At 27.1% G+C, this 22,604-nt stretch carries 22 protein-coding genes and 1 tRNA gene; 11 read left to right on the forward strand and 12 right to left on the reverse strand.

The window, feature by feature from the left end; genetic code table 11:
• Positions 1 to 325 precede the first annotated feature (325 nt).
• The 6 genes from rplU (at position 326) to selD (ending at position 4,512) form a co-directional block, all read left to right on the forward strand.
• Complete coding sequence (gene rplU, locus QZ288_RS04680; protein WP_295155643.1) at positions 326 to 637, forward strand: 50S ribosomal protein L21; 312 nt, start codon at positions 326 to 328, stop codon at positions 635 to 637.
• Positions 637 to 993 carry a ribosomal-processing cysteine protease Prp gene (locus tag QZ288_RS04685; protein ID WP_295155646.1) on the forward strand — a complete coding sequence of 119 codons (357 nt, stop codon included), beginning with the start codon at positions 637 to 639 and terminating at the stop codon, positions 991 to 993. The genes rplU and QZ288_RS04685 overlap by 1 nt, the downstream gene beginning before the upstream one ends.
• Complete coding sequence (rpmA, locus tag QZ288_RS04690) at positions 983 to 1,237, forward strand: 50S ribosomal protein L27 (protein WP_295155649.1); 255 nt, start codon at positions 983 to 985, stop codon at positions 1,235 to 1,237. Before QZ288_RS04685 ends, rpmA begins: the two co-directional genes overlap by 11 nt.
• A 165-nt stretch (positions 1,238 to 1,402) precedes the next feature.
• Complete coding sequence (locus QZ288_RS04695; protein ID WP_295155651.1) at positions 1,403 to 2,149, forward strand: BsaWI family type II restriction enzyme; 747 nt, start codon at positions 1,403 to 1,405, stop codon at positions 2,147 to 2,149.
• 3 nt (positions 2,150 to 2,152) lie between these two features.
• On the forward strand, positions 2,153 to 3,388 hold the full coding sequence (locus QZ288_RS04700) for an adenine methyltransferase (protein ID WP_295155653.1): 1,236 nt from the start codon (positions 2,153 to 2,155) through the stop codon (positions 3,386 to 3,388).
• Positions 3,389 to 3,447: 59 nt separating this feature from the next.
• Complete coding sequence (selD, locus tag QZ288_RS04705) at positions 3,448 to 4,512, forward strand: selenide, water dikinase SelD (RefSeq protein WP_295155656.1); 1,065 nt, start codon at positions 3,448 to 3,450, stop codon at positions 4,510 to 4,512.
• A 76-nt stretch (positions 4,513 to 4,588) separates the two neighbouring features.
• Here the strand turns inward: selD and ppdK are convergent, their stop codons facing one another.
• Positions 4,589 to 7,582, reverse strand: coding sequence for a pyruvate, phosphate dikinase (gene ppdK / locus QZ288_RS04710; RefSeq protein WP_295155660.1), 2,994 nt, complete (start codon positions 7,580 to 7,582; stop codon positions 4,589 to 4,591).
• A 240-nt stretch (positions 7,583 to 7,822) separates the two neighbouring features.
• Between ppdK and QZ288_RS04715 the strand changes: the two genes are divergently transcribed.
• Together QZ288_RS04715 and QZ288_RS04720 are read left to right on the forward strand one after the other, a co-directional pair.
• Positions 7,823 to 8,389 carry a hypothetical protein gene (locus tag QZ288_RS04715; RefSeq protein ID WP_295155662.1) on the forward strand — a complete coding sequence of 189 codons (567 nt, stop codon included), beginning with the start codon at positions 7,823 to 7,825 and terminating at the stop codon, positions 8,387 to 8,389.
• 19 nt (positions 8,390 to 8,408) lie between these two features.
• Positions 8,409 to 9,794 carry a sodium-dependent transporter gene (locus QZ288_RS04720; protein WP_295155665.1) on the forward strand — a complete coding sequence of 462 codons (1,386 nt, stop codon included), beginning with the start codon at positions 8,409 to 8,411 and terminating at the stop codon, positions 9,792 to 9,794.
• Between the two features lie 60 nt (positions 9,795 to 9,854).
• Here QZ288_RS04720 and QZ288_RS04725 read toward each other — a convergent pair whose 3' ends face one another.
• Positions 9,855 to 11,027, reverse strand: a complete 1,173-nt coding sequence (locus QZ288_RS04725; protein WP_295155668.1) for a toxic anion resistance protein — start codon at positions 11,025 to 11,027, stop codon at positions 9,855 to 9,857.
• 57 nt (positions 11,028 to 11,084) lie between these two features.
• Positions 11,085 to 11,621 carry a 5-bromo-4-chloroindolyl phosphate hydrolysis family protein gene (locus tag QZ288_RS04730; protein WP_295155671.1) on the reverse strand — a complete coding sequence of 179 codons (537 nt, stop codon included), beginning with the start codon at positions 11,619 to 11,621 and terminating at the stop codon, positions 11,085 to 11,087.
• A gap of 209 nt (positions 11,622 to 11,830) precedes the next feature.
• Here QZ288_RS04730 and QZ288_RS04735 point away from each other — a divergent pair, with 209 nt between their 5' ends.
• Positions 11,831 to 12,367: a hypothetical protein gene (locus tag QZ288_RS04735; protein ID WP_295155673.1), complete on the forward strand. Its 537-nt coding sequence runs from the start codon at positions 11,831 to 11,833 to the stop codon at positions 12,365 to 12,367.
• A gap of 67 nt (positions 12,368 to 12,434) precedes the next feature.
• Positions 12,435 to 12,507, forward strand: a tRNA-Asn gene (locus QZ288_RS04740).
• A gap of 33 nt (positions 12,508 to 12,540) precedes the next feature.
• Here QZ288_RS04740 and QZ288_RS04745 read toward each other — a convergent pair.
• The 4 genes from QZ288_RS04745 to QZ288_RS04760 form a co-directional block, all read right to left on the reverse strand.
• Positions 12,541 to 14,223: an AarF/ABC1/UbiB kinase family protein gene (locus QZ288_RS04745; RefSeq protein ID WP_295155676.1), complete on the reverse strand. Its 1,683-nt coding sequence runs from the start codon at positions 14,221 to 14,223 to the stop codon at positions 12,541 to 12,543.
• 84 nt (positions 14,224 to 14,307) lie between these two features.
• A complete protein-coding gene (locus tag QZ288_RS04750) occupies positions 14,308 to 14,619 on the reverse strand; it encodes a phasin family protein (protein WP_295155679.1) in 312 nt (103 codons plus the stop codon).
• Positions 14,620 to 14,736: 117 nt separating this feature from the next.
• A complete protein-coding gene (locus QZ288_RS04755; RefSeq protein WP_295155682.1) occupies positions 14,737 to 14,952 on the reverse strand; it encodes a hypothetical protein in 216 nt (71 codons plus the stop codon).
• A 13-nt stretch (positions 14,953 to 14,965) separates the two neighbouring features.
• On the reverse strand, positions 14,966 to 15,706 hold the full coding sequence (locus tag QZ288_RS04760) for a TM2 domain-containing protein (protein WP_295155685.1): 741 nt from the start codon (positions 15,704 to 15,706) through the stop codon (positions 14,966 to 14,968).
• Between the two features lie 120 nt (positions 15,707 to 15,826).
• Here QZ288_RS04760 and QZ288_RS04765 point away from each other — a divergent pair, with 120 nt between their 5' ends.
• Positions 15,827 to 16,567 (forward strand): DNA methyltransferase, encoded by a 741-nt coding sequence (locus QZ288_RS04765; protein WP_295155689.1) that lies wholly within the window; start codon positions 15,827 to 15,829, stop codon positions 16,565 to 16,567.
• A gap of 96 nt (positions 16,568 to 16,663) precedes the next feature.
• Here the strand turns inward: QZ288_RS04765 and QZ288_RS04770 are convergent, their stop codons facing one another.
• The 5 genes from QZ288_RS04770 to QZ288_RS04790 form a co-directional block, all read right to left on the reverse strand.
• Positions 16,664 to 20,143 carry a tetratricopeptide repeat protein gene (locus QZ288_RS04770; RefSeq protein WP_295155691.1) on the reverse strand — a complete coding sequence of 1,160 codons (3,480 nt, stop codon included), beginning with the start codon at positions 20,141 to 20,143 and terminating at the stop codon, positions 16,664 to 16,666.
• Positions 20,144 to 20,248: 105 nt separating this feature from the next.
• On the reverse strand, positions 20,249 to 20,671 hold the full coding sequence (gene atpC, locus QZ288_RS04775) for an ATP synthase F1 subunit epsilon (protein ID WP_295155694.1): 423 nt from the start codon (positions 20,669 to 20,671) through the stop codon (positions 20,249 to 20,251).
• 16 nt (positions 20,672 to 20,687) lie between these two features.
• Positions 20,688 to 20,993, reverse strand: coding sequence for a hypothetical protein (locus QZ288_RS04780; RefSeq protein WP_295155697.1), 306 nt, complete (start codon positions 20,991 to 20,993; stop codon positions 20,688 to 20,690).
• Positions 20,994 to 21,010: 17 nt separating this feature from the next.
• Complete coding sequence (locus tag QZ288_RS04785) at positions 21,011 to 21,427, reverse strand: thioesterase family protein (protein ID WP_295155700.1); 417 nt, start codon at positions 21,425 to 21,427, stop codon at positions 21,011 to 21,013.
• 579 nt (positions 21,428 to 22,006) lie between these two features.
• Positions 22,007 to 22,561: a DUF2271 domain-containing protein gene (locus QZ288_RS04790; protein ID WP_295155702.1), complete on the reverse strand. Its 555-nt coding sequence runs from the start codon at positions 22,559 to 22,561 to the stop codon at positions 22,007 to 22,009.
• Between the last annotated feature and the right edge of the window lie 43 nt (positions 22,562 to 22,604).

Below are 22,604 nucleotides of genomic sequence, written 5' to 3' on the forward strand. Positions count from 1 at the left end.
TGCTGTGGTTCCAGCTACAAAATGTTCTATTAATTTTAATTGTTTTTCTTTACTCAATTTACTTCGTTTCATACATAAAATATAATAATTTTATGTTATCTGGGTCAGCCCCATTTTTTATATATTAAAATTTTTATTATACGGTTATGTTTTTATATTTTTTATTATAAGTTTGTATTTTACAGCATTAAAAAAATATAATTTTTATATTGAGCAGATGATAGTTTTTTATTTTTGTACTTGACAAAATTAATTTAATGTAGTAGTATATATTACTCATAGTGTTGTAAAAAATAAAATATATATAGATTGGAGATAATTGATAATGTATGCAATTGTAGAAGTAAAAGGAAAGCAATACAAGGTAGAAAAAGGTCAGGATATTTTAATAGAATATCTGGGAGATGAAGCTAAAGATGCTCCTGAAATAAAAACTCTTCTTCTTAAAAAAGATGATGAAAGCGTTTTAGTAGGCACACCTTATGTTGATGGCGTAAAAGTAAGTTCTAAAATAGTAGAAATGATGAAAGGCGATAAAGTAGTTATAGGAAAGCATAAGAGAAGAAAAGATTATAGAAGAAAAACAGGGCATAGACATAAATATCATAAAATTACTATTGAAGATATATCTGTTTGATGGCTTCTTTCGTTTCTGTAGTCTATAACAGCGAATGCGTTTTAGAATGCATAATAATAGAGGGGCATGCGGGTATTAAGAAATCTGGCGAAGGTTATGAGGTTTGTATAGCTTTGAGTGCTCTTTCTCAGGCTTTGTACAGGGCTTTAATCCATACAATAGGCGATGATTTTTTTAGAAATAAAAAGTATAATGGTTTTTTTAGTTTAGAGCTTATAAATTGGAATAAACTTGAAAGCGATAAGAAAAAAGAATATAAAATAGTTAGTAATGGATATTTGATAGGTATAAAATCTTTAATAAAAGAGTATCCTGATTTTATAAAATATAAAGAGGAGTATAAAAATGGCACATAAAAAAGGCGGCGGAAGTTCTAAAAACGGACGCGATAGTCAATCTAAACGCTTAGGCGTTAAAGTTTACGGCGGACAAAAAGTTGTATCAGGCAATATCATAGTGAGACAGAGAGGAACAAAATTTCATGCAGGGAAGAATGTTGATATAGGCCGTGATCATACTATATTTGCTACTGCTTCTGGTTATGTTAAGTTTCATACTAATAAATTCGGAAAGAAAGCCATTTCTGTTATTTCTGAATAATAAAAAATAATTTATATAAACAATTTAATATCTCATCTGATTAGTATTTTTCAGCTGAGATATTTTTTTGTATTTTTTATAATAATATTTTTATAAATTAATATTTGAATTTTTTATTTAATAGTATACTATATTGATACTAAAAAAAATTATAAGATTAAATCTATGCTTAATAAAGAAGAACTTAAAGAAATAGAAAATATAAAATCTAAATATTATATGATGCCGTTAATAAATAGGCTTAATATTTATGCTGAAAATAATAATTGGGTATCAGCTTTTAATTATTTATATAATGTTATCATAGATTCCAAAGAAGATGTTGATGAATTATTAGAAAGCAGAGTTAAAAATGGAGAAATAAAAGATAAAAGTCAGGCAAGAAAATCCATAGTTGGAAATGAATTTCAATTAATATTGATATACACATTTTTAAAATGTAAGGAAAATAATTTAATAAAAGACAATATTTTTATAACTTCTAAAAAAAATAAATTAGATTCTCTAAATGATTTATATACAATAAAAGTTGGAGAAGAAATTCAAAAACCAGATTGCGATATTATCATATATAAATTAGATGATTTTAATGATTTGAAATCATGTTTAATATTGTCATTAAAAACATCATTAAGAGAAAGAGCAGGTCAAACATATAAGTGGAAATTATTAATGGAAATAGCAATAGATGATAATAATAAAATTAAAGATAAATATGAACTAAAATATAATCCTAAAATAAAACCTTATGTAGGATTTGTTACTGTAAATTTCTATAATGAAATAAATAATCCTCAGCAAAGAGGAATGTTTAAATTTTTTGATAAAACTTTTATAGCTAAGCAGTTAGATGACTATAACTTTATATCTCCTTTATCAAGTATAGCAGATTTTATTAATGGTGATTTTTAGATAATGTATAATTCTTATTATAATAATAAATATGATTTTAAAAATATTACATATTCAAAATCATTTCCTAATTTGCATAAATATCCTGCAGCAATGCTTCCTCAAATAGGCGTAGAAATATTGAAAGAATTAAATATAAATAGCGGTAAATTATTAGACCCATATTGCGGAAGCGGTTCATCATTTATATCCGCTTTGGAATCTAATATATTTGATTTTGAGGGATATGATTACAATCCTCTAGCTATATTAATATGTAAAGTTAAATTTACTAAAGTTAATATAGATGAATTAATCAAAGAATATAATTTAATAAAAGAAAATATTTATAATGATAAATATTTTTATAGTATAAAAGATGAGTTAGAAAATTATATTCCTAAATTTAAAAATATAGATTATTGGTATTCAAAAAATATACAGATTAAATTAGCATTAATAAAATATATAATTTTTAATATAAAAAACAATGATATTAAAAACTTTGTGCTTCTTACATTTTTGGATACAGCTAGAACTTTTTCTTATACTAGAAATAATGAATTCAAATTATATAGAATTAAAATAGATGATATATTAGATTTTGATGAAGATGTTTATTCATATTTTATTAATAGACTAAGTAATAATATAGAATTCTATAAAAATTATTATTACAAATATTTTAAAAATAAGATTAATGCTTTATTTTATAATGAAGCATTTTATAAAAAAAATAAATATTTTGATGTTGTATTAACTAGCCCGCCGTATGGCGATAGCAGAACAACAGTTGCTTACGGGCAGTTTTCTTTTTTTGCTAATATATGGCTTGGAAATGATGAAGCTAGAAAAATAGATAATATGTTAATGGGCGGTAAAAATAAAAAACAATTGCTAAATGATTCTATTATAGCAGAACAAATTTATAATATTGATAAAATAGATAGTAAAAGGGCTTTTGAAGTATCATCATTTTATATAGATTTAAGAGATTCAATCAAAGCTGTTTCAAGCAGTATTAATGACGGGGGCTATGCAGTATATATAGTTGGAAATAGAATTGTAAAAAATGAATATTTGAATACAGATAAATTTATTGCTGAAAGTTTTGAAAGAGAGAATTTTAAGCATTTATTTACATATAGGAGAAATATTAAAAATAAGAGAATGCCTTTAAAAAATTCGCCTACAAATAAAAAAGGATTATTATCTAATACAATGACAGAGGAATTTATTGTTGTATTGAGAAAAACTTAATTTGACATTTTATTTATTTTAGTATAGTTTTTTATTAAATTAAAATTACAGGTATTTATATGGATAATACAAAAGAAAAAAAAGGACAAATAGAATTATTATCATGTGCTTTGGAGGGCGGATGTTCTGCTAAAATTCCTCCCGATTTGCTTGAAAAAACTCTTGCCCCTATTATGCAGATAAAAACTGATTCTAATTTACTTTCAGATATTGATATAGGAGATGATGCAGGAGTTTATAAAATATCAGATGATAATGCATTAATATTTACAGTGGATTATTTTCCTCCTGTTATAGCAGATCCTTATGAATTCGGACAAATAGCTGCATGCAATTCTATAAGCGATATATATGCTATGGGGGGAGAACCTAAATTAGCTTTGAATATTACTATGTTTCCTAAAGATGACTCTTTAAATATATTAGCTAATATGCTTAAAGGCGGGCAGCATAAAGCTTCAGAGGCAGGAGTATTAGTAGTAGGCGGGCATACCATAACCGATACAACTGTAAAATACGGAATGGCTGTTATTGGTTTTGCTGATCCTAATAAAATTACTGCCAATTCGTCTGCAAAAGAAGATGATATCATAATACTGACTAAACCGCTTGGTACAGGAGCTTGTTTGGCTGCTATGCGTCAGGGACTTATAAAAGATAATGATATAGAAGATGTTTTTTATTCTATGAAAACATTAAATAAAAAGGCATGTTCTATTATGAATAAATATAATGTGAAATGTGCTACCGATATTACAGGGTTTGGGCTTATGGGGCATACTTATAAAATGGCTAAAGCAAGCGATGTAAGTATAGAAATTCAGGCATCAGCTTTGCCTATGTTTAATAAAAGTTATGAAGTATTAGATATGGGCTGTATAACTGGTGCTGCTTTTACGAATATGCGTTATGTTGGGGATAATATAAAAACAGATGATAATGTTGATTATAATTTAAAAATGCTTTCTTTTGATCCTCAAACTTCAGGCGGACTATTAATATGTGCTGATAAAAATAATACAGAAAATATGCTTGCGGATTTATGGCGTGAAGGTGTTGACAATGCCTGCATTATAGGAAAAATAAATAAGAAAAAAGAAAAATATATATATCTGTTAAAATAAAAAAAATTATTAATAAGGGCTTACTTTTATTAAGTAAACCCTTATTAAAAATTATTTATATAAATATTTTATCAAGTTATTTTTTCTTGCCTGAAGTCTTTTTAACTGCAGCTTTTTTAACAGCGGATTTTTTTGCAGGAGCTTTCTTAATTACAGCTTTTTTAACGGCAGATTTTTTATCTGCAGCTTTTTTAGAAGCAGTTTTCTTAACAGCGGATTTTTTTGCAGCTGTTTTTTTAGCTGGTTTAGATTTTATTATGCCTTGTGCAGCAGCAAGTCTTGCTATAGGTACTCTGTAAGGAGAACAGCTTACATAATTTAATCCTATATCATAGCAGAACATAACTGTAGCAGGATCTCCTCCATGCTCGCCGCATATACCAACTATAAGTTTTTTATTAGCAGATTTTCCTTTAGAAACACCAATTCTAACAAGCTCGCCTATACCTTCCTGATCTAATGATTGGAAAGGATCTTTTTCGTATATTTCTTTATTAACATAGTCTTTTAAGAATTTGCCTGCATCATCTCTTGAGAAACCGCCGCCCATCTGAGTTAAATCATTAGTACCGAATGAGAAGAATTCTGCCTCTGCAGCAATTTTATCTGCAACTAAAGCAGCTCTAGGAACTTCTATCATAGTACCAACTTTATAATCAACTTTAGAACCGTCTTTTTCAAATACTTCTTCAGCTATCTTTACAATTCTATCTTTTATAATTTTAAACTCTTTGAAAGTGCCTACAAGAGGAATCATTATTTCAGGATGAACATCCACTCCGTTTTTCTTAACTTTAACAGCAGCTTCAATGATAGCTTTAGCCTGCATATCATAGATTTCAGGATAGCTAATACCAAGTCTGCATCCTCTATGACCAAGCATAGGGTTAAATTCATGTAAAGAATCTCTGATAGCTTTTAATTTATCAAAACTTACATTCATTTCATTAGAAAGTTCCTCTAATTGAGAATCTTCATGAGGAATGAATTCATGCAAAGGCGGATCAAGAAGTCTTACAGTTACAGGATATCCATTCATAGCGGTAAATATTCCTATAAAGTCCTCTCTTTGCATAGGAAGAATACTTTCTAAAGCATCATCATAAAGTTTTCTAGGCTCTCTATATATAGGCTCAAGTTCTTCTATAGTTTTTGTATCTCCGATTTTTTCTGCAGCTTCTAATTTTTCTTTTAATTGCTTAACTTCCTCAGCAACAAGTATAAGCTGTCTCACACTTTTGATTCTGTCAGCATTAAAGAACATATGTTCTGTACGGCATAAACCAATACCTTCAGCACCGAATTTTCTAGCAATTTCAGCATCATGAGGAGTATCGGCATTAGTATGAACTTCAAATTTCTTTTCTCTTCTTTTATCATCAGCCCATTGCATAAGTTTTTTGAAGTCTTCAGACATTTCAGAATCTTTAGTATCTACTTTTCCTAACATAACCTCGCCTGTAGAGCCGTCTATAGATATATAATCTCCTTCATTAACTATATCATCTCCTACTTTCATGCATTTATTTGAATAATCTATTTCCAAAGCACTGCAGCCTGCTACACAGCATTTACCCATACCGCGTGCAACAACAGCAGCATGCGAAGTAGAACCGCCTCTAGCAGTTAATATACCCTCAGCAGCATTCATACCTTTAATATCTTCAGGACTAGTTTCTATACGAACGAGTATAACATTCTCTCCTGCCTCTTTCATAGCTTCAGCTCTTTCAGCAGAAAATACTACCTTACCGACAGCAGCACCAGGAGAAGCATTTAATCCTTTAGCAAGTATTTTAGCTGATTTTTTAGCATTAGGGTCAAACATTGGGTGAAGTAATTGATCTAAATCAGAAGGATTAACTCTCATCAAAGCTGCTTCTTTAGAAATTATTTTAGCCTCAGCAAGTTCAACTGCTATTCTTACAGCAGCAGCAGCAGTTCTTTTGCCATTACGGGTTTGAAGCATATAAAGTTTTCCTTCCTGTATAGTAAATTCCATATCCTGCATATCGCTGTAATATTTTTCTAATTGATTTTTGTAATTAACCAGCTGCTTATATACATCAGGCATAACCTCTTCAAGAGAAGGATATTTAGATTTTCTTTCTTCTTCATCTATACCATTATTTTTAGCCCATTCCAAACTGCCTTCTAATGTAATTTCCTGAGGAGTTCTGATGCCTGCAACAACATCTTCGCCTTGTGCATTAATTAAGAACTCGCCATAAAATTTATTTTCACCAGTAGAAGGGTTACGGGAGAAACATACTCCAGTAGCAGAAGAATTACCCATATTGCCGAATACCATAGACTGAACATTTACAGCAGTACCTAAAAGATTTTTTATATCATTTAATTTTCTGTATGCTTCGGCTCTAGGATTATTCCAGCTTCTGAATACAGCATTAATAGCATGCCATAACTGTACTTTAGGCTCTTCAGGGAATTCCTCTCCTTTTTCTTCTTTATACATAGCTTTGTACTTTTCTACAACTATTTTTAATTCTTCAACATCTAAATCAGTATCTTTAACTTCTTTTTCAGGTTTTCCTACTTTATCTGCTATAGATTTTTTTCTTTCATCAAGAATCTCTTCAAATTTATCATGCTCAACACCCATAGCAACATCGCCGAACATTTGTATAAATCTTCTATAAGCGTCCCAAGCAAATCTAGGATTATTAGTTTTTTCTATAAGCCCTTCTACAACTTTTTCATTAATTCCTAAGTTAAGTATAGTATCCATCATACCCGGCATAGATATAGCTGCCCCAGAACGCACTGAAACAAGCAAAGGTTTACTAGGATTGCCGAATTCAGCATTCATAGCTTTTTCTAATTTTTTTATATTTTCTTCTACTAATTTGTCTAATCCCTTCGGATATGATTTGTTTTTTGAATAGTAATCGCAGACTTCAGTAGTTATTGTAAATCCTGCTGGTACAGGTACTTTACTTTCTGTCATTTGAGCAAGTCCTAAACCTTTACCGCCTAAAAGAGCTTTAGTTTCTTTAGCTCCTTCAGATTTACCATTACCAAAGAAGTAAACCATCTTTTTTGATGCCATAATAAACTCTCCTATTTTTAAAATATTTATATAAATTTAAAATTATTTGTATTACTATATAGTATAATGTTATTTTTTTTAATGTCAATTTTATCATAAAAATTTAATTATTTTTTTTAGTATATATGTTTTTTATAAAAAATAATATGTGATTTTTATAAATTATATAAAGCAGAAAATATTTCAATTTTTTATTTATATTGTATAATTATATATGATATGAAGAGAGGATTTTTTAGTATGATAAAAAAATTAAATATACTATTTCTAATATTAATCATAACTTTAAATGCCTATGGAGCAGTAGTAATATCAACATATAAAAAGCCTAGAGAAATTAACTATAAATATAAAATAACAGACAGAGGCAAAGTTTTAATAATGCCGGATACTATATTCTTTGATTTTAACAGCAGCGAATTAGACTTAAAAAAATATTTAAAAACTTTGAAATATATAGGAGATATAACTAAAAACACTAATATTATTAATATCATTATAGAAGGGCATATAAGCAGCGATGAGGAAAAAAGGCTTAGTAATAACCAGAGCCGTAATAAAAAAGATATATTATTTCTATATGATAGAAGAGATATTAATGATTTATCTTATACACGCTCATATAATGTATATTTAGATATAACAAATGGAAGTTTGAATAAATTAACCAATTACGGACTTCAAGATTTATTAAGCGAATATAAAGATATAGAAAAAAACAGAAGGGTTGAATTTATTTTAATAGAAAACAGCAATGATATGAATATATATACTAATTATATAAATAATTTAATAATGCTTAAATAATTTTATTTCAGGTATGACTATGCATAATAATAGAGAAAAGCTTTCAAGCAGATTAGGTTTTTTATTAGTTTCAGCAGGCTGTGCTATAGGGCTTGGCAATGTATGGAGATTTCCTTATACTGCTGGTAAATACGGCGGGGCTCTTTTTGTATTTCTTTATTTAATTGCACTTATAATATTGGGGCTTCCTATACTTATAATGGAGTTTTCTGTAGGAAGGGCTGGAAAAAGCGATTTAGCAGGATCATACAGAATGCTTCAGAAAAATGGTCATAAATGGCATATTATAGGATATGTTCAGATATTAGGATGCGTTCTTCTTATGATGTTTTATACTACTGTGGCAGGCTGGTGCTTATCATACTGTTATTTTACAGCATCAGGCAAACTATATGGGCTTAATCCTCAGCAGACAGGAGAGTTTTTTAATTCTGTTTTAGCTTCTCCTTCAACTTTAGTGTTATGGATGACTATATCTATCATAATAGCCGCTTTTGTATGTATAATGGGGCTTGAAAATGGAGTTGAAAAAGTTACTAAAGTGATGATGACTTTGCTTTTGCTTATTCTTTTTGTGCTTATAATAAGGGCTGTTACATTACCTAATGCAAAAGAGGGATTGAAATTTTATTTACTGCCTAATTTCAATAAAATGTTCAGCGGAGGAATTAAAGGATTTTTCTCTGTGGCTTATGCTGCTATAGGGCAGGCATTTTTTACTTTGAGTTTGGGTATTGGAGCTATGACTATATTCGGAAGCTATATAGATAAAAGCTATTCTCTTACGGGCGAGTCTATTATGGTGGTAGGGCTTGACACTCTGATAGCTATTTTATCAGGACTTGTTATATTTCCTACAACTTTTTCTTTTGGAATTAATCCAGGCGAGGGTGCAGGTTTGGCTTTTATAACATTGCCTAATATATTTAATTCTATGGTTTTAGGCAGGCTTTGGGGAGCATTATTCTTTTTATTTTTATCAATGGCGGCATTAACAACTATAATTGCCGTATTTGAAAATATTATTGCATTCATTATGTCAGAAACTAAAATGTCACGTAAAAAAACTACAATAATAGCTGCTGTAAGCATATTTATATTAAGTCTGCCTACTGCTTTAGGATTCAACTTATTATCATTTATAAAACCTCTTGGCGGAAACAGTACTATAGCGGACGGACTTGATTTTTTGGTGAGCAATAACTTTTTACCGCTTGGAGGAATAATAATATTAATATTTTGTACTAGAGAATTAGGGTGGGGCTGGGATAACTTTATTAAAGAGGCTGATGTAGGAAAGGGATTAAAATTTCCTAAATGGGCTAGATTTTATGTATCCTATATTCTTCCATTTATAATACTTGCTATATTTATAATCGATTATGTGAATAAATTTTTAATTTGATAATTTGCATTAATAACAAAAAATACTCATCTATATTTTTTATATACAGATGAGTATAAATTAATTTTTAGATATATTTAATATTTTTGTTTTAAGTTCATTTTCTATATTTCTAAGTTCAGCTTCTGCAGATTTTCGTTTTTCTCTGCCTTCTATTTGTATTTTCATAACTTCATCTAAAGTAGAAATTAACTGTTCATTTGTATATTTTAGAGTTTCAATATCAACTATTGAGCGTTCAGATTCTTTTGCAGTTTCTGCTGTAGAAGTTTTAAGCATATCAGCATTTTTTCTCAGCAATTCATTTGTAGTATCGGTAACAGCCCTTTGTGCTTTTGCTGCTTCATTAGAATGATGAAGTCCTATAGCAAGAACCATTTGATTTTTCCAAAGAGGTATTGTATTTGATATTGTAGATTGTATCTTTTCCGTCATTATAACATTATTATTCTGTACTAAACGAATTTGAGGTATAGTTTGTACAGAAATAGTTTTTGTAAGTTCCAAATCATGTATTCTTTTTTCAAATCTATTTGCCAAATCTTTAGTATCTCTTGCAATTTGAACATCTTGAGGCGAACTGCTTGCCATAGCCTTTGTTTCTAATATGGGTATTTCATTTGTTATTAGATTATTAAGCTTTTGCTTTCCTGCTTCTATATATATTTCTAATTCTTTGAGATATTCTAAATTGTAATTGTACATTTGATCCAAAATACTTATATCTTTAAGAAGATTTCTCTGATGAGCTTCTAAAGTTTTTACTATGCTGTCAATATTAGTTTCAACATTTGTATATTTAGTTTTTAATTTTGAAATATTATTTCCTGCTTTTTTGAAAAATCCGAATAAGCCTTTTCCTTTAGTCTCATTTTCTATATTAAATCCTTTAAGCTCTGTTATCACATCTGTAATTGCATCGCCTATCTCTCCTAAATCTTTATTCATAACATTACTCAATGTATTTTCTGAAAACTGCATCATTTTATTTTGGGCAGCCGCTCCATAAGACATTATTGAAACAGAATCCTGCAAATTAATGCTGTTTGCTACTTCATCTATTTTTTTTAATTCATCTTGAGTAAATTTATTATTTGAAATACTATTTATATGATTAAAAACTTCTTTTGCCGCATTTTGAGGCTGATTATCTATAATAGGCTCGCTTTGTATATTATTAGCTTTATTTAATTGATTATTGTTTTCTAAATTATTATTATTATTATTATCCATAAAACTGCTCCGTTATTATTATTTTGTTTTTATTATTATTTTTTATAGATATATTCATTATAAACCTTCTTTTTCAAGCATAGTTTTAAGTACATCTATATCGCTGTTTATATCTATTAATTTATTCTGATTCATATCTAAAAGCATTTTTTTTAATGCTTCATTCAATTTTATTATAACATCTTCTATTTCTAAGGCAGTTTTTTCCATATCAGCATTTTTTACAGGAAAATTGCAAAAGTCTATATATGAATTAAGCATTTTTATAGCTGTAGGAAGATGATATTCATTTATTTTTTCTAATTTTTTTTCACCTTCTTTATTGACTTTAGAATAATTTACCATTTCTCCTAATATTTCTATCATATTTTTTAAAGCAGGCGTAAGTTCTGCATCATCTATTTTTTTATAGAAATCTGTGATTTTTTCTATATTTCTTTCTGTCTCTAAAATTATTAAACTGTCTTTATTTGAATAACTATTTTTAGTTTCTTTACTATTATAATTATTATTTATATCATCTTCTCTAGGGAAATTCTTTTGTATATTTTGTCTTAGCTTTTGAAAAATTATATCATCTTCATATCCCTGCATATATACTCCAAACATATATTCTACAAGCATACAGTATAAATAATTAACATATTATTTGCAAGAGGAATATTAATTATTTGCTGTTTAATCAGTATATATATACAATTTAATTTTTTACTTTTTTAGTTTTATTAGATTTTAATTATGACGATAATAAATAAAATGTTAAATTATATTTTAGTATAGTTTTATTTTTTATAGGAGATAATATGAAATTAAAAATAATTATATTTTTATTGTTTATTTTCAATATATCAGTATTTTCACAGGAAGGAATATCTATACCTGTTGTGCCTAGTAAAGATCAGGAATTGGACAGAGTTGTGGGATATGCCAGAACATTATCAGAATTTGACGGAAGTATAAATGCATATACCAAATTAAAAGCATATTTAAATCTTTTAGATTCTAAAGGAATATCAGCATTAAAATCCCATCCTTCATATCCTATACTTGGAGATGTATATATGTATGGTGCAGCTTATCTTTCTAAAGAGTTTAAAGAAGATAAAATAATAGAACTTTATGAAAAAGCTTTAGCATTGAGGGCAGATCCGAATTCTAATTATAGGCTTGCAACAATATACAAAAAAAAATTTGATGCTGCTGTAAAGAAAAATGATATACAAAAAGAAAAAGAATACGGAAAAAAAGTATATAATCATTTAAATGCTTATATGACATTATCAGGAAATAAATCAGCAAAATATAAAGAAATTCTTCAGTATTTTAGTGCTTACAAATAAAAAATATTATTTTATATATTGACATTTTTTTTAATTATGCTATAATATTCAAACATTAAAAAAACAATCCGAGATAGCTCAGTCGGTAGAGCAGGTGACTGTTAATCACCGGGTCGCAGGTTCGAGCCCTGTTCTCGGAGCATATTTAAACTCCCTTTTATCAGGGAGTTTTTTTATTCATTATTTTTCTTAATATACTTATTCACAAATCTGCTTATAATCATTATAAAACCCATTATAGCCGATACTCCAAAACCTATCATTCCTATGACAGATGTTCCATTAAATAGGGGAGGAATATCACTTGCTATGATTAAGGCACTAGCCATAATTAATGATGCCAAAACTATAGAATAGCTTAACCTATCAGCCAATCCGTCTAAAGTATTGGATAATGATTCTAATTTCTTATGTTCGAGCTGAATTTTCATACTTCCTTTTTTTATAACAGAAACTAAATCTCCTATATCAACAGGAAGTTCTTTTAATACATTAGCATAGTCATAAACTAATTTCTTAAACTGCTTTAATAAATTATCAGGCTTCATCTGTTCTTTTATGTATCTGAAAGCAAAAGGCTTAATATGTTCTATTAGTTTTACATCTTTATCTAAATTTCTAGCAACTCCTTCAAGTACTATTAAAGATTTTATTAAAAGCATAATATTGCTTGGAAGAGTTAATTTAAACTCTCTTATTATATATATAAGCTCATTAAATACATCTTCTATATTAATATTATCTAAAGGCATATCAACATATTTACTTATTAAAATAAATATTTCCATATTAAATTCATCCATATTTTTTATTTCAGTATGATAACATAAATCAAGTATAGCTTTAGATAATTCTAAATAATCGGCTGAACTTATGCTTGTTATTATAGAAGAGAATGCCTCTTTAGAGTTTGGAGGAATAAATCCTATCATACCGAAATCCAAGAAGCATAAAACATTATTTTCTAAAGCCATTAAATTTCCGGGATGAGGATCTGCATGGAAAAATCCAAGCATAAATATTTGCTCTAATACAGAATCAATACCAATAGAAACAAGTTTTTTTCTGTCATATCTTTGATCATCTGCAGATATATCTGATATTTTTATACCATCTATATATTCCATAGTCAATATGTTTTTAGTGCTGTATTCTTCATATATTTTAGCTATTTTTATATTTTTGTTATCTTTGAAATATCTTGCAAATTTAAGAGTGTTATTTTTTTCAAAATTAAAATCTAATTCCTGCAAAAGCTGTGATTTAAAAGCTGCTATTAGTTTCTGAGGCTGCATCAAAGCAAATTCTTCATTATATTTTTCTATTATATTTGAAAGCCATGTGATAACCTCTATATCCATAAGTATATTTTCTTCTATATTCGGTCTTTTTACCTTTACAGCAGCTTTTTCGCCATTTTTTAATACAGCAGTATGAACCTGAGAAATAGATGCACTTGCTTTAGGCTTCATATCAAATGTTTCAAAAACTTCATCTATTTTTTTGCCAAGTTCCGTTTCTATTATATCTATAGCCTCATTTTCATCAAAAGGTTTTACATGATTTTGAAGTTTGCTAAGCTCATCTATTATATCTTTAGGCAGTATATCATTTCTATTCGATAATATTTGTCCTAATTTAATAAAAGTAGTGCCTAAATCTTCGCAAGCCATTCTTATCCTTTCGCCCCTGCTATATTTACGCAAATCTACGCCATTATGCTTTATATTGATTTTATTTATTGGATTTTTTATAATTTTTAATATTGGAGTTATGGCTATAATATCTCTAAATCCGTAAGCCATTATTATAGAAATTATTTCTCTAGCTCTATTTATAAATTTCATATTATTCATTTTCATTTCCTATAAAAAAAATGCATTATTAAAAGTATATGAATAATTTTAACAATGCATTTATAATTAAATTCCTATATACAGTTATTGCTGATTATTTTTCAAAGATTCTTTTAATTCATCTAATTCTTTTTTCATAGAATCATAATCTTCTTTTTTTACATATCCCATTTCATCAATTACTTTTTTTACTCTCTCATCTATAAATTGAGTTACCTCCTTTTTTGTTTCAGAAGCTTTGCTTACCATTTCTTTTACAAATTTTTCTCCCTCTTCGGCACTTATATTTTTTTCTTTAATAAACTCGCGTGCTGCTTCCTCTAATTTTTCTTTTCCCTTAAGCATCATTCCAATGCTTGAATAAAATCCTGTTTTAATATCATCTGATAATGACATAATACCCTCCTTTGTTTTTATCAGTAATTTTTATCATTATAAAAAGTCAATTTAATATATAAAACCTATTATATTCCATAATATAAAAATAATTTTATATAAAAAATAATTTGCTTTTTATTGTTTGTCTAAAGCATCAAAATAGCAAGCCATAAAATCACCATCGCCATTTTCAAAATCATTAACCATAATTGAAACCTTTTTATTAAGCTCCTTTATCATAATATATGCTATTTCCTGAGCTCTGCTTTCTGTTATATCAGAATTATTTTTTTTAATATTTTTTATAACTTTATTTATATTTACTCTTTTATATACTCCGTCGCTATCCACTTTAATCTCCTTTTTAAATATAGCCGTCTTTTTTTAAATTTGATTTAAGTACATCTATATCGCTTACAATATCTATAATATCTTCTTTCTCCATATTTTCTAATATTGTTTTTAAATATTTTATAACCTGTTCTATAGATTCTTCTATATCAGATTTTATCATATCGGATTTTACTGATTTTGAATATGATAAATCTATATAAGAACTAATAAGCTTTAATGTTGTAGGTATATTATATTCAAGCATTTTTTCCAAATGTTTTATTTTATCATCATTTAATGATTTATCAATAATGCATTTGAATATGCTGTTTAACTGTTTTACTTTAGATGAAAAATTATAATCATATATATGACAGCAGGAATCATTAATTTGATTATAATATTGAAGTGCATTTTCAATAATAATATTTTCATTTTTTTCTAAATTATCTGCTTGTAAATCATTTTCATTAACATAACTGTATTCTATATCTATAGCATCATTAAATTTATTATGTTCATTTATTTCGTTATTATTATTATTTAAAATTTCTGCATACTCTTCATTGTATATTAAATTAAAATCTTCTTCACTCATAAATATAAATTTGAGTAAATCTATAATGCAAAGCAAATATGGTATTCCAGTCCAGAAAAATAAAATATATAATATTCCTCTTTTATTCTGCCCTAAATAAAATTTTTGTATTCCTATTCCTCCGAATATTAAAGAAAGTGCAGAACATATTATAGCTTTAATTCTTTTTTTCATTTATAATGAACCTAAAATATTTATTGATATATAATATCAAAGTATTAATTTTTGACAAGTAATTTTTTATAGTTACTTGATAATAAATAATTATATTATATTATTTAAGAAAATTATAATATGAAAAAGAAATTAGAATTACAAACAACAACTTTATGGGATTATCCTTCGCAGCAGTATTTAAAAAGCGAGGAAGAAAAGCATAAGCATTATATAGGAGCCACTCCTGCATATATAATATGGAATTTGATTAATAGGTATACAAAAGAAAAAGATTTAATTGTAGACCCTATGGCTGGAAGCGGTACGGCTATTGATGTAGCAAGAGAGCTTGGAAGAAGGGCTTTAGGGTATGATATAAATCCAAAAGCATTGCAGAGAAAAGATATTTTTAAAGCTGATGCCAGAAAAATACCTATAGAAGATGAAAAAGCAGATTTCGTATTTATAGATCCTCCATATAGTACGCATATTAATTATTCTGATGAGAAAAACTGTATTGGAAAACTTACAGCAAAAGAGAATGAATATTATGAGGCTATGGAAAATGTTATCAGCGAGATATTTAGAATAATGAAAAAAGATAGGTATATGGCTTTATATGTTTCTGATTCTTATGAAAAGGGCTTTCCATTTATGCCTATTGGTTTTAAACTTTTTGAGATTATGAGCAGATATTTTATGGCTATAGATATAATATCTGTTGTTCGGCATAATAAAACTCTTAATAAGGGTAATTATCATATAGCAGCGGCAGAAAATAATTTTTATTTGAGGGGATTTAATTATCTTTTTATAATGTACAAAAAAAGCAGTAAAACTATAGATAGAAACGGAAAAGTACATCTTAGAAAATTATAATCATTTTTTTTATGTTCATTTTAATAAATAAAATAAAAAGGAATAATAAATAAAAAGGAAGGTATATTTAATATCTCCCTTTTTATTAAAATTTATTTATTTCAAATAATTCATATCTTTAGGAATATAATCATCTATTATAGTAGACTGCTTTAAATCTCTTCTTCCCTGCATAGACATTATATTATAAGCACCAGCACCTACATTTTGATTATCAAGAAGTATTGTTCTTTTTTCAATTCTTTCCAAATCTATATTAGAAGTTCTTATCTGGTCAAAATATTCACTAGCTAATACAAAATGCTTGAATGCCTCCTGTTCATTAATAATAGTATTTGTTACAGCGGAGTTATAAGCATAAGCTACGCCAATATTATTGTAAAGACTAGCTAAGTAACTTAAAAGTATAAAATCGCTTTCAGTACGCATTTCTAATCTTCCAAGTTTTTCTTTTTTTGCTAATATCTGACTTAAAGCATTTCTATAAAAACCATTAGCTAGATTCGCTTTATCCAAATGTAAAAGTGAATTTCCTAATGCATAAGATACTACGCTGTTGCTAGGATTTTTTTGAAATAATGCATTAAATCCTTCAAATGCTCTGTCATATTCGCTGTCTAAATAATACAGCCAAGATAAATTATATAAAAGTTTATCGCTTCTAAAATTAGGGGCTAAATTATTATATGCCTTTTGATAATGTTCTTTTGCTTTAGGATAATCTTCTTCTTTATAGAAGTATACATTTCCTAAATTATAATTGGCGTCAGGATATGTTTCATCTATAGCCAAAGCTTCATTAAAGTTTTTAACAGCATTTCCATATTCTCCCAAATTATAATATATCTGACCCAGCATATTATATACATATTCTTTTCCTCTGTAGAAAGGATTAGCTTCATATAAAGGCAATGCTGCTGTATTAAGTATTTCCATAGCCCTTTCATAATGTTTTAATCTTGTTTCATAATCTGCATAACCTACTATAGATTCCAAATTATTAGGATATGCAGTTAAAAGATTTTCAAATAATACTCTTGAGCCGTAAAAATCATCTTTATCAAGTAAATATTTTGCCAATTTAGGATAAACTTCATCATCAATATATCCTGACTTTAATAAGTTTATATGATTTTGAAGAGCTTTTACTTGATTATAATTATCCTGATATATTTTTATAAGCATAGCTCTTTTTCTAGGAATAACTCCGTCGCCGAAGAAATTAACCATATCTCTATAATTATTGTATGCTGTATCATAATATTCAGGCTCCCTCATATTTCTTGCTCTGCTTATCATAAGAAGCCCGCGTTCATCATATATTGTTTCTTTTTCTTTTTTCTTATCAGTATAAACAATCATATCATTATAAAGTTCTTCGCCCAAAATATAATCTTCTAAAGATAATTCCTTTTCTCCTTTTTTTCTATAGTAGAATCCGAATGTTATTCTAGTTTCAAAATCTCTAGGCTTAATATTTAAAGCCCCTTGTATTTTATTATATGCTTCATTAAATGTTTCTCTTGCAATATAGGCTCTTGCATATTTATTATACCATTTTATCTGTTTAGGTTTATATCTTTCGCCTTCAGCAAAATATCTTTCTCCTTCATGATAAGCACCTCTTGATATGCTAAGTAAACCTTCGCTATAATATTTATTTGCCATTACAGGCTTATAAATAAATTGGAAAGAAAATAATACTATAGCTATAAATAATATCAAAAATATTGCAGCAACCCTGATTATTTTAGCATAGTCTTTTAATGAATTAGGTATAGGTATTAATTCCAATACATTTTTTCTGCCTTCTTCTTTAAGACTTAATCCCAATTCTTTATTTAATAATTCAGTAATATTTTCGCTGGACTCTCCTCTTTCCAATGCATTAAGCAGAGTTTCCATAGAACTTCTGTCTAGTTTTTCATTAAGTATTGCATCCAAAACATGATATTTTGTAATAGGAGGCAGATATTTAATAGAGTTAATAACTTTATCATGATCTATATCATTATCAACATCTTCGTATTTAGAATCAGGCAATGAATTAGCAGTTTCAGGAGCAGGAAGGGTAGTGCTTCCTGCAACTATATTATTTGAAGGAGTACTGCTGTATTCTTCTGTATCATCTAAGTCTATATTATCCAAATCTAAATCATCTTCATTATTTTCTTCTTGAGTTTTCTCTTCTTCTTTCTCGTATTTAACTTCCTCTTCTTCAGTAATATCATCTAATGACAAATTATCTAAATCATCATTATTTTTTTCTTGTTCTTCGTTTTCTACTTGTTCTTCATTTTCTTCTTGAACTTTATCTTCTTCAGTTTTCTCTTCTTCTTTCTCGTTTTTAACTTCTTCCTCTTCAGTAATATCATCTAATGATAAATTATCTAAATCATCTTCATTATTTTCTTCTTGTTCTTCATTTTCTACTTGAACTTTATCTTCTTCAGTTTTCTCGTCTTCTTGAGTTTTCTCTTCTTCTTTCTCGTTTTTAACTTCTTCCTCTTCAGTAATATCATCTAATGATAAACTATCTAAATCATCTTCATTATTTTTTTCTTGTTCTTCATTTTCTACTTGAACTTTATCTTCTTCAGTTTTCTCTTCTTCTTGAGCTTTCTCTTCTTCTTTCTCGTCTTTAACTTCTTCCTCTGTCTGATTATTTTCTAGTATATCATCATCATCATTTAATATATTTTCTAAATTATCTAAACTAGAATCTTCATCTTCTAATATATCATCTAAATTATCAGATATGCCTTCAATATCTAAATCATCTGTATTAGTTTCATTATCAATATTTTCAACATCTGTGTTAGATAAATCTGCAGTATTTTCATCTGCAGCAGGCAAACTGTCAGGTAAAGGCAAATCATCTAATGCAGGTAATTTTTCTGAATGAATATCATTATGCTTTTCATTATCTTTAATATCCATTGCAATTTTATCTTCTAATTCTTTGTCTTCAGGTAAATCTAAGTCATCAATATCAGCAGATACTTTATCATCATCTAAATCTTCAGGCAGTCCCAAATCATCTATATCGGCAGATACTTTATCATCATCTAAATCTTCAGGCAGTCCCAAATCATCTATATCAGCAGATACTTTATCATCATCTAAATCTTCAGGCAGTCCCAAATCATCTATATCGGCAGATACTTTATCATCATCTAAATCTTCAGGCAGTCCCAAATCATCTATATCGGCAGATACTTTATCATCATCTAAGTCTTCAGGCAGTCCCAAATCATCTATATCGGCAGATACTTTATCATCATCTAAGTCTTCAGGCAGTCCCAAATCATCTATATCAGCAGATACTTTATCATCATCTAAACCTTCAGGCAGTTCTAAATCATCTATATCAGCATCATCTAAATCTAAACTATCCAAATTGTCAATAGAAGGCAAATCATCATCTTCTGCAGGTAAAGAATTTGCCATATGTTCATCTGTAAAAACTGACTTAAAATTATTATAGTCTTCTTGTGATATTTCTTTTGGTAATGCTTTATTTCCTATTAAGAAAGCAATACTTCCTAGTTTTTCTAAATCTTCTATTTTAGGCATATTTAATCATCTAATATAAATTTTCTAGTTAACATATTAATTATAATTAAGCTATAAAAATATGTCAACTAAATTATCGGATAATATTAAAATTACAATAGCATATTATTTAGAAGAAATTTCTATTTGTTTATTAAGTTTTGAAATTTTTTCAGCATTTCTTCTTGCTTCTTCAGCATTAATTACCATCTGTTTGGATAATCTATTTATTTCTTCTTTAATTGCTGCTAAATCTATATCTTTTGGATATAATGCTGTTTCTACTAGTATCCCTATAACATTATTAGTAACTTCAGCTATTCCATCTTCTACATACATATTAATAAGTTTATTATTTTCATTGTATATCCTAAGTTCTCCGTATCCTATACGGACAATATAAGGACAATGATCTGAATATATAGAAACAGAACCATCATGCGAAGGTATTTCTACATGATCTACATATATAGACCTTAATATAGGACCGCTTCTTGTAATTACAGAACAAGTTAAAATTTTTTTATTTTTTTTAACAGCAGCAGACATATAAAAACTCTCAAAATTAAATTATATTTTTATATTTTAAAATAAAAATTATAAATATCAATGAAATAATAAATAAAATTAAAAGTATTAATGAAATGAAAAATAAGAATCTCACAACTATTTTTAAAGAATTTATTTCTGAATATACATATTGAAATTCTTTTTTAATTTTAGATTCTATTTTTTCGTATATTTCTTTTTCTTTTTCATCTATTTTATTATATAATTTTTTTGCCCTATTTTCCATAGCCGTAGTTTTAACTAAATCTCCGACCATATTAGCAGATGATAAAACAGTCAATACAACATTAATCCAGCTCATAATTACCTCTATTATTATTAAATACCCTTACTCATTATATTATATAAATTTTCATCAGGTTTAACTATTTCGCCTCTTTTATTTACGAAAGGATGTAATGTATAGCCTTTGCTGTATATTATATTTTCATTTTCTTTACTTCTTATTTCATATTTAAGCTTTAAAGAAACATTTTTTAGTTTTTCTATACTTGTATAAACTACTATAATTTCATCATATCTTATAGAAATCTTATAATCAGCAAAAGCCTCTTTTACAGGAAGCATTATATTATATTTTTCTTCCATCTCTTTATATGAAATTCCTAATTCTCTCAAAAGTTCTGTTCTTCCTATTTCAAAATATCTAAAATAATTAGAATGATATACCACACCCATTTGATCTGTATCAGCGTATATTACTCTTATTTCTGTTTTATTAATATGATGAGCCATAAATAACTCCTAATAAATATTGTTAAATATTATAACATATAATAACACATAATAGAAAAATATAAAATATTGTTTTTTTAGTTAAATTGATTTATAAAAAATGATATTGTAAATATATTTTTTATGTATTGCAGTTTTTTATGTTTGTTATAGACTGTAAAAATCATTTTTTATTATTGTTAATAAAAATTAAATACTTCCTGCCAAAAAAACTATTTTTAAATCTCTTCGAGTTCTTATAAAAACTTAATTATAACTTTACTATTAGCTTCCATAAATTAATTAATATATTTATAAAAATATTGTTATTCAAGATATTGTTTTTCTTTTAATAATTTTTGTTAAATTCTTTAATCATACTTACATACTTATGATATGCATTAATTCTTATTTAATTGTAATAAATAACTGTCATAAACTGTCATAATTATTTCTTAACAATTACTTATTATCAGTATTAATAAAATTTATAATTATTATTTATACTTTATAAATCAATTTTATATATACTTCATCATAAAATATTATAAGAGTTTTATATTATAGTGATTATATATAAATAAAATAATAAATTGCTATTTAAGGCATAAAACTCACATTAACATTTTTTATTATGTCCATATTTTGAGCTTCAGGCTTTGAATATTTTGCTGACGCTTTTTGAGAATTAGCCTGATTTCCTATATTTATAACTGAAGTATAAAGTACATTATTATCCTGATATATAGTAGCTTCAACAACTATTCTATAAGTACCGTCTTTTATAATGTTTCCTTGATTGTCTTTTAAATCCCATACTATATTAACTTTTCCATGATTAGGCGTAGATTTTGATACCGCATCAATTATTCTTTTATTCATACTTGAAACATTAGCTTTTTTCTGCCAATTATTTAATGATAAAGGTCTTTTCTTCCAGCCTTCTTTTCTGCCTGTAAAATCTGTAATATATATTGTAGCTATATAATTACCATTATTATCCTCTGCCCAAATGCCTATTTGATTACTTGCAAATCCTTTTCTTTTAGTATAATCAAAACTTATATTAACTTTTTTAGTATTATTTTGAGCATAATTTTCATTTATATATGATACTGCAAAAATCATAAATAGTATAGTAAAAAGTTTTTTCATAAATAAACTCCTATAAATAATTTTTATTTTATATATATAATTC

It is taken from the genome of uncultured Brachyspira sp., assembly GCF_910578695.1.
Classification (GTDB): Bacteria; Spirochaetota; Brachyspiria; order Brachyspirales; family Brachyspiraceae; genus Brachyspira.

Excerpts from the sequence above, each read along its gene's own strand:
- rplU (WP_295155643.1), top strand. The coding sequence starts at position 326 with ATGTATGCAATTGTAGAAGTAAAAGGAAAGCAATACAAGGTAGAAAAA.
- QZ288_RS04685 (WP_295155646.1), top strand. The coding sequence starts at position 637 with ATGGCTTCTTTCGTTTCTGTAGTCTATAACAGCGAATGCGTTTTAGAA.
- rpmA (WP_295155649.1), top strand. The coding sequence starts at position 983 with ATGGCACATAAAAAAGGCGGCGGAAGTTCTAAAAACGGACGCGATAGT.
- QZ288_RS04695 (WP_295155651.1), top strand. The coding sequence starts at position 1,403 with ATGCTTAATAAAGAAGAACTTAAAGAAATAGAAAATATAAAATCTAAA.
- QZ288_RS04700 (WP_295155653.1), top strand. The coding sequence starts at position 2,153 with ATGTATAATTCTTATTATAATAATAAATATGATTTTAAAAATATTACA.
- selD (WP_295155656.1), top strand. The coding sequence starts at position 3,448 with ATGGATAATACAAAAGAAAAAAAAGGACAAATAGAATTATTATCATGT.
- ppdK (WP_295155660.1), bottom strand. The coding sequence starts at position 7,582 with ATGGCATCAAAAAAGATGGTTTACTTCTTTGGTAATGGTAAATCTGAA.
- QZ288_RS04715 (WP_295155662.1), top strand. The coding sequence starts at position 7,823 with ATGATAAAAAAATTAAATATACTATTTCTAATATTAATCATAACTTTA.
- QZ288_RS04720 (WP_295155665.1), top strand. The coding sequence starts at position 8,409 with ATGCATAATAATAGAGAAAAGCTTTCAAGCAGATTAGGTTTTTTATTA.
- QZ288_RS04725 (WP_295155668.1), bottom strand. The coding sequence starts at position 11,027 with ATGGATAATAATAATAATAATAATTTAGAAAACAATAATCAATTAAAT.
- QZ288_RS04730 (WP_295155671.1), bottom strand. The coding sequence starts at position 11,621 with ATGCAGGGATATGAAGATGATATAATTTTTCAAAAGCTAAGACAAAAT.
- QZ288_RS04735 (WP_295155673.1), top strand. The coding sequence starts at position 11,831 with ATGAAATTAAAAATAATTATATTTTTATTGTTTATTTTCAATATATCA.
- QZ288_RS04745 (WP_295155676.1), bottom strand. The coding sequence starts at position 14,223 with ATGAATAATATGAAATTTATAAATAGAGCTAGAGAAATAATTTCTATA.
- QZ288_RS04750 (WP_295155679.1), bottom strand. The coding sequence starts at position 14,619 with ATGTCATTATCAGATGATATTAAAACAGGATTTTATTCAAGCATTGGA.
- QZ288_RS04760 (WP_295155685.1), bottom strand. The coding sequence starts at position 15,706 with ATGAAAAAAAGAATTAAAGCTATAATATGTTCTGCACTTTCTTTAATA.
- QZ288_RS04765 (WP_295155689.1), top strand. The coding sequence starts at position 15,827 with ATGAAAAAGAAATTAGAATTACAAACAACAACTTTATGGGATTATCCT.
- QZ288_RS04770 (WP_295155691.1), bottom strand. The coding sequence starts at position 20,143 with ATGCCTAAAATAGAAGATTTAGAAAAACTAGGAAGTATTGCTTTCTTA.
- atpC (WP_295155694.1), bottom strand. The coding sequence starts at position 20,671 with ATGTCTGCTGCTGTTAAAAAAAATAAAAAAATTTTAACTTGTTCTGTA.
- QZ288_RS04780 (WP_295155697.1), bottom strand. The coding sequence starts at position 20,993 with ATGAGCTGGATTAATGTTGTATTGACTGTTTTATCATCTGCTAATATG.
- QZ288_RS04785 (WP_295155700.1), bottom strand. The coding sequence starts at position 21,427 with ATGGCTCATCATATTAATAAAACAGAAATAAGAGTAATATACGCTGAT.
- QZ288_RS04790 (WP_295155702.1), bottom strand. The coding sequence starts at position 22,561 with ATGAAAAAACTTTTTACTATACTATTTATGATTTTTGCAGTATCATAT.